The organism is Pseudomonas donghuensis (assembly GCF_000696345.2).
In the GTDB taxonomy this organism is placed as follows: domain Bacteria; phylum Pseudomonadota; class Gammaproteobacteria; order Pseudomonadales; family Pseudomonadaceae; genus Aquipseudomonas; species Aquipseudomonas donghuensis.
The window spans coordinates 1,842,819-1,855,013 of record NZ_CP071706.1 but is presented as its reverse complement, the minus strand read 5'-3'; the positions used below and the strand labels follow the sequence as shown (position 1 = coordinate 1,855,013).

Below are 12,195 nucleotides of genomic sequence, written 5' to 3'. Positions count from 1 at the left end.
TTACAAGAGGCATTTCTCATGGCTAAAATCGGATTTATCGGCACCGGCATCATGGGCCGGCCAATGGCGCAGAACCTGCAAAAAGCCGGGCACAGCCTGTTCATCTCCACCCACCACGATGCCGCGCCTGCCGACCTGGTCGCCGCTGGCGCCGTGGCCCTGGCCAACCCGAAAGAAGTGGCCCAGGAAGCTGAATTCATCATCGTCATGGTGCCCGACACCCCACAGGTGGAATCGGTGCTGTTCGGCGACAACGGCGTGGCCCAGGGCGTGGGGCCGAACAAGGTGGTGATCGACATGAGCTCGATCTCGCCGACCGCCACCAAAGCCTTCGCCGAGAAGATCAAGGCCACCGGCGCGACCTACCTCGACGCCCCGGTTTCCGGCGGTGAAGTCGGTGCCAAGGCCGCGACCCTGAGCATCATGGTCGGCGGTTGCCCGAATGCCTTCGAACGCGCCCTGCCGCTGTTCCAGGTCATGGGCAAGAACATCACCCGCGTCGGCGGCAGCGGCGACGGCCAGACCGCCAAGGTCGCCAACCAGATCATCGTTGCCCTGAACATCCAGGCGGTGGCCGAAGCCCTGCTGTTCGCCGCCAAGAACGGTGCGGACCCGGCCAAGGTGCGTGAAGCACTGATGGGCGGTTTCGCCTCTTCGAAGATTCTCGAAGTACACGGCGAGCGCATGATCAAGGGCACCTTCGATCCGGGCTTCCGTATCAGCCTGCACCAGAAGGACCTGAACCTGGCCCTGCAAGGCGCCAAGGAACTGAACATCAACCTGCCCAACACCGCCAACGCCCAGCAAGTGTTCAGCACCTGCGCCGCGATCGGCGGCGCCAACTGGGACCACTCGGCGCTGATCAAAGGCCTGGAACACATGGCTAACTTCTCGATCCGGGACGAAAAATAAGCTGCAAGCCCCAAGCTTCAAGCGGCAAGAAAAAGCAGGCCGCGCATCGATCTGCTTTCTCTTGCAGCTTGTAGCTTGAAGCTTGTCGCTACCAGCGCCCCTGGATATGCCTGCACGGAGGCGGATCCCGGGGCGCTGTCGATTCTGAAAAACAATAAGATTGGAGCCTGCCATGTCGGTCGATCCGCAACACTTTCTGCGCGAGCTGTTCGCCACGGCCATCGATGCCGCGCATCCCCGCCAGGTCCTTGAAGCCCACCTGCCCAGCGACCGCAGCGGTCGCGTTATCGTCATCGGTGCCGGCAAGGCCGCTGCGGCCATGGCCGAAGTCGTCGAGCGTGCCTGGAAGGGCCCGGTGTCCGGCCTGGTGGTCACCCGCTACGGCCACGGCGCCAGCTGCTCGAAGATCGAAGTGGTCGAAGCCGCCCACCCGGTCCCGGATGCCGCCGGCCTGGCCGTGGCCAAACGGGTGCTGGAAATGGTCAGCAACCTCACGGCTGACGACCGGGTGATCTTCCTCCTCTCCGGTGGCGGTTCGGCGCTACTGGCACTGCCCGCCGAAGGCCTGACCCTGGCCGACAAGCAACAGATCAACAAGGCCCTGCTCAAATCCGGCGCGACCATCGGCGAGATGAACTGCGTGCGCAAGCACCTCTCGGCGATCAAGGGCGGGCGCCTGGCCAAGGCCTGCTGGCCGGCCACCGTTTACACCTATGCGATTTCCGATGTACCCGGGGACCTGGCCACGGTGATTGCCTCCGGCCCGACCGTGGCCGACCCGAGCACTTCGGCCGAGGCCCTGGCGATCCTCAAGCGCTACAACATCGAAGCGCCCGCAGCGGTCACCGCCTGGCTGAACAACCCGGCGTCCGAGACAGTCAAGGCCGATGACCCGGCCCTGGCCCGCAGCCACTTCCAGCTCATCGCCCGCCCCCAGCAGTCGCTCGAAGCCGCCGCGGTCAAAGCCCGCCAGGCCGGTTTCAGCCCGCTGATCCTTGGCGACCTGGAAGGCGAATCGCGCGAAGTGGCCAAGGTCCATGCCGGCATCGCCCGGCAGATCGTCCTGCACGGCCAACCTCTGTCGCCGCCTTGCGTGATCCTCTCCGGTGGCGAAACCACCGTGACCGTACGCGGCAATGGCCGTGGCGGGCGCAATGCCGAGTTTCTGCTGAGCCTGACCGAAAGCCTCAAGGGCCTGCCCGGGGTCTATGCCCTGGCCGGTGACACCGACGGCATCGACGGCTCCGAAGACAACGCCGGCGCCCTGATGACCCCGGACAGCTACGCCCGCGCCGCGGCATTGGGCCTGTCGGCCAGCGATGAACTGGACAACAACAACGGCTACGGCTACTTCGCCGCGCTCGATGCCTTGATCGTCACCGAGCCGACGCGGACCAACGTCAACGATTTTCGCGCCATCCTGATTCTCGAGAGTGCCCGACATGACGCCTGATAAGAAAGTCAAAATCCTTGCCACCCTCGGCCCTGCGATCAAGGGCATCGATGACATCCGCCAGCTGGTCGAGGCCGGGGTGAACATCTTTCGCCTGAACTTCAGCCACGGCGAACATGAAGACCACGCCCTGCGCTACCAGTGGATCCGCGAGGTGGAGAGCCAGCTCAACTACCCGCTGGGCATCCTCATGGACCTGCAAGGGCCCAAGCTGCGCGTTGGCCGCTTTGCCGAGGGCAAGGTCCAGTTGCAACGCGGCCAGGCCCTGCGTCTGGACCTGGACAGCACCCCGGGCACTGCCTCGCGGGTCAACCTGCCGCACCCGGAAATCATCGCCGCGCTGGAGCCGGGCATGGACCTGCTGCTCGATGACGGCAAGCTGCGCCTGCGGGTGACCGCCAAGCACAGCGACGCCATCGAGACCGAAGTGCTCAACGGCGGCGAGCTGTCCGACCGCAAGGGCGTCAACGTGCCGCAAGCGGTACTGGAGCTGAGCCCGCTGACCGCCAAGGACCGCCGCGACCTGAGCTTCGGTCTGGAGCTGGGCGTGGACTGGGTGGCGCTGTCGTTCGTCCAGCGCCCGGAAGACATCGTCGAAGCGCGCCAGCTGATCGGTGACCGCGCCTACCTGATGGCCAAGATCGAGAAACCTTCGGCGGTGACCCAGTTGCGTGCCATCGCCGAGCTCAGCGACGCGATCATGGTCGCCCGTGGCGACCTGGGCGTGGAAGTGCCGGCCGAAAGCGTGCCGCAGATCCAGAAAAGCATCATCAACACCTGCCGCGAACTGGGTAAACCGGTGGTGGTGGCTACGCAGATGCTCGAATCGATGCGCTTCTCCCCGGCCCCGACCCGCGCCGAAGTCACCGACGTGGCCAACGCCGTGGCCGAAGGCGCCGATGCGGTGATGCTCTCGGCCGAGACCGCCTCGGGTGACTACCCACTGGAAGCGGTGCAGATGATGAGCAAGATCATCCGCCAGGTGGAGAATGGCCCGGACTACCAGGCGCAACTCGACGTCGGCCGGCCGAAAGCCGAAGCCACCGTGTCGGACGCCATCAGCTGCGCGATCCGCCGCATCAGCGGCATCCTGCCGGTGGCGGTGCTGGTCAACTACAGCGAGTCGGGGGCTTCGACCCTGCGCGCCGCCCGCGAGCGGCCACGGGCACCGATCCTCAACCTGACCCCCAACCTGTCCACCGCCCGGCGCCTGAGCGTTGCCTGGGGTGTGCACTCGGTGGTCAACGATCGCCTGCGCCAGGTCGACGAAATCTGCTCCACCGCGCTGGAAATCGCCCAGGCCCAAGGCATGGCCAGCCGTGGCGATACCCTGTTGATCACTGCCGGTGTGCCTTTTGGCAAGCCAGGGTCGACTAACACGCTGCGGATCGAGACCTTGATCTGAAGGTGAGGCCTATCGCGGGTCAAGCCCGCTCCTACAGGCCTGTGGGAGCGGGCTTGACCCGCGATGAGTGCAACACAAACCCCAGGTGGGACAACCCGGCCCAAAGAGGCGCCCCACTCCACATCAACCCAGACTGCCCCCATGTACACCAAGAATTTCGTCAACCCGTGCCCCGACTGGGCCACGGCCTTGCTCAACGGCTTCAGCCAGGTGCTGCTGCAGCGCAATCCGCTGTGTGGCCTGTGCTGCTTGCTGGCGATTACCCTGACCGCGCCCGACCTGGTCGGTGGCGCCTTGCTCGGTGCCCTCGCCGGGCTGCTGACCGCCCAGCGTCGCGGCTACAACCGCAGCGACCGCCAGGCCGGCCTGTACAGCTACAACGGCGTGCTGATCGGCCTGTTGATCAGCCATGCCCTGCCCTGGTCGGCGATCCTGCCGCCCCTGATCATCGCCGCCGGCGGCCTGAGCAGCATGCTCGTGCACCAGTGGCTCAAGCGCGCCGGGCCCCGGCAACTGCTGCCCGCCTACACGGCGCCGTTCGTCTTGCTCGGCTGGGCTGCGCTGGCCATGGCCGAACCCGCCAGCGCCGCCAGCACCAGCGTCGAGGCCAACCCGCTGTTCGCCCTGGCGCGCGGTCTCGGGCAGATCTTCTTGCTCGACCAGCCCCTGGCCGGAGGGCTGATCGCCATCGGCCTGCTGATTTCCAATCGCTACGCAGCAGTCTGGGCCCTGCTCGGCTCGGCCATCGGCGGCAGCGTGGCGTTGCTCGGTGGCGAAGCGATGGCGGCCTATAACGGCCTGTTCGGCTTCAACGCTGCCCTTGCCGCCCTGGCCTTCAGCCAAGAGCGCCAGCGGCCCTGGTTGCCGCTGCTGGCCATCGTCCTGGCGATTGCCCTGCAACCGGCGTTCAGCCTGCTGCCAGTGCCCGGTCTGACCGCGCCGTTCATCCTCGCCTGCTGGCTGCTGCACGGCGGTGGCCGCCTGCTGCGCCTGCCGGCGTCCCACAGCCGGCGTCGCTTGCACAGCTGAGGTGCAGCCCCTAGGCTCTGCCCATCTGCCTTTGGAACGAGCCTATGGACACCCCTTCGAGCTGGCGCGAGCGGCTCTACGTCATCGTTTTTCAAACCGACACGGTCGCCGGCCGGCGCTTCGACAGCATCCTGCTGCTGATCATCCTTGCCAGCCTGGTCACGGTGATCCTCGACAGCATCGACGAGGTGCACCAGCGCTATGCCGGGGTACTGGCGGCCATCGAATGGGGTTTTACCGCGATCTTCCTGGTCGAGTACCTGATCCGCCTGTACTGCTCGCCCAAGCCCTTGCGCTACGCCTTCAGTTTTTATGGCCTGGTCGACCTGCTGGCGATCGTGCCGGGGATCATCGCCCTGTACTACAGCGACGCCCAGTACCTGCTGATCATCCGCGTCATCCGTATGCTGCGGATCTTTCGCGTGCTCAAGCTCAGCCCGTACCTCAAACAGGCCCATTACCTGCTCGCGGCCCTGCGCGGCAGCAAGCAGAAGATCATCGTGTTCTTGCTCAGCGTCTCGACCCTGGTCACCGTGTTCGGCACCCTGATGTACGTGGTCGAGGGCCCCGAGCATGGCTTTACCAGCATCCCCAAGGGCATCTATTGGGCCATCGTCACCCTGACCACCGTCGGCTTTGGCGACATCGTGCCCAAGACCCCGCTGGGCCAGGTGCTGTCATCGATGGTGATGATCACCGGTTACTCGATCATCGCCGTGCCCACCGGGATTTTCACTGCGGAGCTTGCCAACGCCATGCGCGGCGAGCAACTGCAGCACGACTGCCCGGTGTGCCGGAAAAACAGCCATGAACACGGCGCCGCGTTCTGCTCGCGCTGCGGCAATGCGCTGTTCAGGAAAACGCTATAAGCAAAGCACTTTTTAATCTTTTAGCGCCTAAAGCCCAACCGCTATAGTCGCTGGCATAATGCCTTTAACGCCAACTCGAACAAGGAATGCGCAGTGAAAAAACTCTTCAGTGCCTCGCTTCTGGCCGCCGGCCTCGCCTTCGGCTCCCTGGCCCAGGCCGCTCCGGCACCGTTGCTGAACGTCTCCTATGACGTGATGCGCGACTTCTACAAGGACTACAACGCCGCGTTCCAGAAGCACTGGGAAGCCGAGCACAAAGAGAAAATCACCGTGCAGATGTCCTTCGGTGGCTCCAGCAAGCAGGCCCGTTCGGTGATCGATGGCCTGCCGGCCGACGTCATCACCATGAACATGGCCACCGACATCAATGCCCTGGCCGACAACGGCAAACTGGTCCCGGATAACTGGGTCACGCGCCTGCCGAACAACAGCGCGCCGTTCACCTCGGCCACCGTGTTCATCGTCCGCAAGGGCAACCCCAAGGCCCTGAAAGACTGGCCCGACCTGCTCAAGGACGGTGTCCAGGTCATCGTGCCGAACCCGAAAACCTCCGGTAACGGCCGCTACACCTACCTCTCGGCCTGGGGCTATGTGCTGAAGAACGGTGGTGACGAGAACAAGGCCAAGGACTTTGTCGGCAAGCTGTTCAAGCAGGCACCGGTGCTCGATACCGGTGGCCGCGCCGCCACCACTACCTTCATGACCAACCAGATCGGCGACGTGCTGGTGACCTTCGAGAACGAAGCCGAGATGATCGCCCGCGAGTTCGGTCGCGATCAGTTCGAAGTGATCTACCCAAGCGTTTCCGCCGAGGCCGAGCCGCCGGTGAGTGTGGTCGACAAGGTGGTCGACAAGAAAGGCAGCCGCGCCACCGCCGAGGCCTACCTGAAGTACCTGTGGTCGCCAGAGGCTCAGGAAATCGCCGCCAACAACTACCTGCGTCCGCGTGATGCGGCGGTACTGGCCAAGTACACCGACCGCTTCCCGAAAGTCGACTTCCTCTCGGTGGAGAAGACTTTCGGTGACTGGCGCACCGTGCAGAAAACCCACTTCAACGATGGCGGGGTTTTCGACCAGATCTATACCGGACAGTAAGGGCCTCATCGCCGGGCAAGCCCGCTCCTACTGAATGTGTAGGGGCGGGCTTGCCCCGCGACAGCTTCGCGCAATACAACCCGCCGCCGCAGAAAGTCACCGAACAACAGGCCTGATTCGGCTTTAACGCCTGCGGGCATCGGTGCTAAAGTCGCGGCCATGAACCGCACCCCCTCCGACCGCCCGCTGATTGCCTGGACCTTGTACTTCTGTGTCCTGTTCAATCTGTTCGCCTGCGGTTTCGGTCACGGGCAGATGATGGGCTTGCAGCTCAATGGCATTGGCGGCGCCTACTGCTCAGCCATGGGCAGCGCCGGGCCGACACTGAAAAGCGATTTCGGCGATCAGGCAGTAGCCGGCTGGGACAGCATGCAGACCTGCCCGGTGTGCGCCGCCGCCGTGGTGTGCCTGGGCCTTGCGCTGGTTATCGGCTGGCTGCTGGCGGTCAGCCGTGTACGCCGCTATCACCGCGAACTGCGCAGCAAGGCGCCGCCGCGTTATTGCTGGCCCGCCGCCAATCCCCGCGCCTCCCCGCTTCTGGCTTGAACCTCCTGGCTGCTCCCCGTGCTGCCTGAAACCGGCCGTTTTTTTGCTGCGCTTGCCTGACAGGTGCAGGCGGCCGTTGGCTCAATTTCCAGAGTGTGATTCATGCCCTACTCCTATCGCCTGTCCGGTTGCGCGGCACTGCTGTGCGCGCTGTCCTTCAATGCTGTGGCCGAGGCGCCGCTGACCTTGCCTGACCTGCGCATCAACGGCCGCGCCGACGCCGAAGACGGCGTACTGCTCGACACCCCTTCGCAAACCGGCTCGCGCCTTGGCCTGACGCCACGGGAAACCCCGGCTTCGGTGAACATCGTCAACCGCCAGCAGATCCAGCAGCGCGGCGCCCAGACCACCCAGGACGTACTCAACGGCGTGCCCGGCATGACCGCTGCCTCGCCGCCCGGCTCGGCAGGTTCGGTGGCGTACCGGGGTTTTTCCGGGGCGCAGATCACCCAACTGTTCAACGGTATCAGCGTGCAGTACGACTCCATCGCCGCGCGCCCGGTGGACAGCTGGATCTATGACCGGGTCGAAGCCGTCGGCGGGCCGTCGAGCTTCCTCTTCGGTGCCGGTGCCGTCGGCGGCTCGATCAACTACATCACCAAGCTGGCCAGTCGTGACGAGAACTTCAACGAAGGGCGGATCACGTACGGCTCCTACGACAGCAGCGAAACCTCGTTCGGTTTCAACCATGCGCTCAACGACGGCGACGGCATCCGCAACTATGCGCGCCTGGATTTCAGCCACAGCAAAAGCAATGGTTATGTCGATCGCGAAGAGCGCGATGCCTGGACCGTGGCGTTCTCGCTGCTAACCGACATCAACGACCAGCTGTCCCACACCCTGGCCGTGGAGTATCAGAACGAAACGGTCGACAGCCCCTATTGGGGCAGCCCGGTGCTCAACCCGCTGGGTGGCGAAATGAAGGTCGACGAGAGCCGCCGCTTCGAGAACTACAACGTCGAGGACGGCCGCTACGAACAGCGCGTGCGCTGGCTGCGCTCGATCACCGACTACCGTTTCAACGACACCACCTCGCTGCGCAACACGCTCTACCACTACAACACCGAGCGTAACTTCCGTAACCTCGAAACCTACGCCTACAACGCCGACAACAGCCGGGTAAACCGCTCCAACGCGCTGCTGCAACGCCACGACCAGGAACTCAACGGCAACCGCTTCGAGCTGCTCCACGAAGGCCAGTTGTTCGGCTTGAACAGCCAGTGGTCGGCGGGCCTGGACTACAGCCACAACGTGCAGATGAGCTACCCGCGCTCGATCACCGGCATTTTCGACAGCGTCGACCCGGCCACCTTCGAACCCGGGCATTTCTATGATCTGAACGGCATGGTCCCGGGCTATCAGAAGAACCGCGAGAACACCGTCGACACCTGGGCGGCTTTCGTCGAGAACCGTCTGCAACTGACTGAGCGCCTGTCGCTGCTCACTGGTTTGCGCTACGACCATATCGACCTCGATGTGCATAACTACCGCACGGTCGATGCCAACAACCCGCTGGACTTCCAGCGCAGCTACGAGCCCACCACCGGGCGCATCGGCCTGGTCTACGAGCTGACCCCGGCGGCCAACGTCTACGTGCAGTACAGCACCGCCGCCGACCCGCCCTCGGGCATGCTCAGCACCGCCAGCTTTGCCTCGGTACGCGACTTCGACCTGAGCACCGGCAAGCAACTGGAAGTGGGCAGCAAGTTCAGCTTCCTAGACGGTCGTGGCGCCGCCACCGTCGCCGCCTACCAGATCGAGCGCAAGAACCTGGCCACCGCCGATGCCGTCAACCCCAGCGTCACCCAGCCGGTGGGCAAGCAGTCTTCGCGCGGGGTCGAGGTGGCCGCCTCGCTGCATGTCACCCCGAAGCTGTTGGCCGAGGGTAACTTTGCCTATGTCGACGCCCAGTACGATGAGTTCAACGAGAACGTCGGCGGTCGCTCGATCTCGCGCAAGGGCAACACGCCGACCAACATCCCCGAGCGGGTTGCCAACCTGTGGCTGACCTACGACATCGCCCCGAGCTGGCAAGTCGGTGCCGACAGCCGCTACGTGTCTTCGGTGTACGCCGATGCGGCCAACACCCGTTACGCGCCGTCGTACACGGTCTTCGGCGCCTTCGTCGGCTTCAAGGTCGATGACGACACGCGCATCACTGCCCGGGTACGCAACCTGACCGATGAGGTGTACGCCCGCTGGACCTCCTCGAGCATGCTCTACCTCGGTGCCCCGCGCACCCTTGAGCTGGCCGTGCAGACGCACTTCTAGGACGCCACCGATGAAACGTTACCTGTACCTGTGGCACCGCTGGCTGGGCATCGGCTTGTGCCTGTTCATGGCGCTGTGGTTCTTCTCGGGCATGGTCATGCTGTATGTCGGCTACCCCAAGCTGACCCCGCGCGAGCACTTCGCTCATCTGCCAGCATTGCGCCTGACAGACTGCTGCGTCGACCTCGGTACTGCCCTGCGCAGTGCCGATGCCGAACGCAGCCCCGCGAGCATCCGCCTGAGCATGGTGGCCGCGCAGCCGCGCTACCTGTTCAGCTATCCGGGCCGCGCCAGCGTGGCGGTGGATGCCCGCACGGGCCAGCGCCTGCAACCGATCGAGCGCGAACAGGCCCTGGCCAGTGCTCGTCAGTACGACGCCGTGGCCACGGCCAGCTATCGCGGCGCAGTGTTTGAGGACCTGTGGAGCCACTCTCGCGCCCTCGACGCCGAGCGCCCGTTGCAGCGGGTACAGCTCGACGATGGCGAGCGCACCCTGCTGTACATCTCCGGGCACACCGGCGAAGTGGTGCGCGATGCCAGCGCCGTGGAACGCGGCTGGAACCTGGTCGGCGCCTGGCTGCACTGGCTGTACCCGTTGCGTGGCATCGGCGTGGACGGCCTGTGGAGCAATCTGGTGATCTACCTGTCGCTGGCCGCCACGCTGATGGCAGTGCTCGGTGCGGTGATCGGCATCCTCCGTTGGCGCCTGCGCAAGCCCTATCGCAGTGGCTCGCGCTCGCCCTACCGTGGGTTTGCCCGTTGGCACCATATCGGCGGCTTGCTGTTCGGCGTGCTGGCGATCACCTGGATCTTCAGCGGCCTGATGTCGATGAACCCGTGGCGGCTGTTCAGCAGTTCAGTGCCGCTGAACGTTGCGGCGTATCAAGGCGGGCCGTTGTCGGCGGCGGCTTTTCCGGTGTCTGCCAGTGAAGCGCTGATGCGCTTTGACCAACAGGGCTTCAACGCACGTGAACTTGAGTGGCGCTTGATCGCTGGCGCGGGATACCTGGTCGCTCATGACGGCGCCGGGCGCACCCGGGTGCTGTCGATGGCCGACGGCCAGGTGCTCGAGCGCCTGCCCAGGGAGCTGCTCGAGCATGCAGCGCAAGCGTTACTGCCACAGGGCCAGATGCACAGCGAGCAGCTAGAAGCCTACGACTTCTACTACTACGCCAGGGCCGAACAGAGCATGCTCGGGCACCTGGAAAAACGCTTGCCGGTGTTGCGCGTGCGCTTTGCCGACCCGCAGCAGACCTGGCTGCATCTGGACCTGTACACCGGCGAGGTACTGGGCGTGCTCGACCAGCCGCGGCGCGTGTCGCGCTGGTTGTTCTCGTTGCTGCACAGTTGGGACTGGCTGCCGCTGTTGCAACAGCGCCCGCTGTGGGATGCCTGGATGATCGCCTTCAGCCTGGGCGGGTTGGTGCTGAGTGTCAGTGGTGTGGTGCTCGGCTGGCGACGGTTAGCCAAGTAGGAGCGGGCTTGCCCCGCGATGCGCGATGGCTGACAGAATGCTATCGCGGGGCAAGCCCGCGCCTACACAAGGTCCCTGAACACCAACGCCTTGAGCCCGCCCGCCGGATCGCTATCGGGGAACTCCGGCGGGTTGGCCAGGCGTTCGACGAAGGTCAGCCCCGGCGCTTCTGCGGCCATGCCGTCGACGAGGAAGTCCGGGCCGATCGCCGGGTCGTTGACGCAGGCCAGCACCGTGCCGCCGTCGTTCAACAGTTCCGGCAGGCGCCGCAGGATCTTGCGGTAATCCTGGGTCAGGACGAAGCTGCCTTTCTGGAAGGTCGGCGGGTCGATGATGATCAGGTCATAGGGCCCGGACTTGCGCACCTTGCCCCACGACTTGAACAGCTCATGGCCAAGAAAACTCACCTTGCCCAGGTCATGGCCGTTATGCCGATGGTTGTCGCGCCCGCGGCTCAACGCCGAACGCGCCATGTCCAGGTTCACCACCTGCTCGGCACCACCGGCAATCGCCGCCAGCGAGAACCCGCAGGTGTAGGCGAACAGGTTGAGCACGCGCTTGCCCACCGCCTGCTCGCGCACCCAGCGCCGGCCATAACGCATATCGAGGAACAGCCCGGTGTTCTGCTTAAGGCCCAGGTCCAACTGATAACGCAGGCCGTCCTCATCGATCAGCCAGTGCTCACAGGGTGTGCCGAGCAACCACTGCCCGGGGCTGTCCGGCAGGTAGCGATGCTGGAGCAGAATCGCCTGGCCACTCCAGCAGGGTGCTTCGGCCAGGGCCAGGAGCATGTGCTCCAGCGCCGGCAACTGGCCCTCGGGCGGCTCGCGAAACAGCGACACCAGCAGCACGCCCTGCAACCAGTCCACTGTGATCTGCTCAAGCCCCGGCCAGCAGCGCCCGCGCCCGTGAAACAGGCGGCGGGTTTCGGCCGGCGCCGGGTCAAGGGCGGCGAGCAGGTGCTGGTGGAGGGTGTCGATCACAGAGGTCATGGGCAGATTCAATCGGGTAAAGCTGCCTATTCTACCCTGCCCCGCCGGTGACAGCAGGCCGTTCGGCCATTGATGAACACGATGGGTGAGTGTGGCCGGTTTTTGTCGCTTTTTTTGCCCGCCGCCGTTGCCGATAGTGCCCGTACCTT

The 12,195-nt window shown here is 64.7% G+C and carries 10 protein-coding genes; 9 read left to right on the top strand and 1 reads right to left on the bottom strand.

What is annotated here, in order from left to right; translation table 11 throughout:
- The first annotated feature begins 18 nt into the window (after window positions 1-18).
- The 9 genes from BV82_RS08545 (at window position 19) to BV82_RS08505 (ending at window position 11,054) form a co-directional block, all read left to right on the top strand.
- Window positions 19-912 (top strand): 2-hydroxy-3-oxopropionate reductase, encoded by an 894-nt coding sequence (locus BV82_RS08545; protein WP_036994351.1) that lies wholly within the window; start codon window positions 19-21, stop codon window positions 910-912.
- 172 nt (window positions 913-1,084) lie between these two features.
- The gene (locus tag BV82_RS08540; protein WP_036994350.1) at window positions 1,085-2,365 is read left to right on the top strand and encodes a glycerate kinase type-2 family protein; all 1,281 of its coding nucleotides are present in this window, start codon (window positions 1,085-1,087) and stop codon (window positions 2,363-2,365) included.
- Window positions 2,355-3,770: a pyruvate kinase gene (gene pyk / locus BV82_RS08535; RefSeq protein ID WP_010225100.1), complete on the top strand. Its 1,416-nt coding sequence runs from the start codon at window positions 2,355-2,357 to the stop codon at window positions 3,768-3,770. The genes BV82_RS08540 and pyk overlap by 11 nt, the downstream gene beginning before the upstream one ends.
- A 141-nt stretch (window positions 3,771-3,911) precedes the next feature.
- The gene (locus tag BV82_RS08530) at window positions 3,912-4,799 is read left to right on the top strand and encodes an urea transporter (protein WP_036994349.1); all 888 of its coding nucleotides are present in this window, start codon (window positions 3,912-3,914) and stop codon (window positions 4,797-4,799) included.
- 44 nt (window positions 4,800-4,843) lie between these two features.
- On the top strand, window positions 4,844-5,668 hold the full coding sequence (locus BV82_RS08525; protein ID WP_010225098.1) for an ion transporter: 825 nt from the start codon (window positions 4,844-4,846) through the stop codon (window positions 5,666-5,668).
- A gap of 93 nt (window positions 5,669-5,761) precedes the next feature.
- Complete coding sequence (locus BV82_RS08520; protein WP_010225096.1) at window positions 5,762-6,763, top strand: sulfate ABC transporter substrate-binding protein; 1,002 nt, start codon at window positions 5,762-5,764, stop codon at window positions 6,761-6,763.
- Between the two features lie 159 nt (window positions 6,764-6,922).
- Window positions 6,923-7,309: a DUF2946 domain-containing protein gene (locus BV82_RS08515; RefSeq protein WP_036994348.1), complete on the top strand. Its 387-nt coding sequence runs from the start codon at window positions 6,923-6,925 to the stop codon at window positions 7,307-7,309.
- A 102-nt stretch (window positions 7,310-7,411) separates the two neighbouring features.
- A complete protein-coding gene (locus BV82_RS08510; RefSeq protein ID WP_036994347.1) occupies window positions 7,412-9,580 on the top strand; it encodes a TonB-dependent receptor in 2,169 nt (722 codons plus the stop codon).
- Window positions 9,581-9,590: 10 nt separating this feature from the next.
- Window positions 9,591-11,054 (top strand): PepSY domain-containing protein, encoded by a 1,464-nt coding sequence (locus tag BV82_RS08505; RefSeq protein ID WP_010225090.1) that lies wholly within the window; start codon window positions 9,591-9,593, stop codon window positions 11,052-11,054.
- A gap of 62 nt (window positions 11,055-11,116) precedes the next feature.
- Here the strand turns inward: BV82_RS08505 and BV82_RS08500 are convergent, their stop codons facing one another.
- Complete coding sequence (locus tag BV82_RS08500; protein WP_036994346.1) at window positions 11,117-12,046, bottom strand: class I SAM-dependent methyltransferase; 930 nt, start codon at window positions 12,044-12,046, stop codon at window positions 11,117-11,119.
- Window positions 12,047-12,195 lie beyond the last annotated feature (149 nt).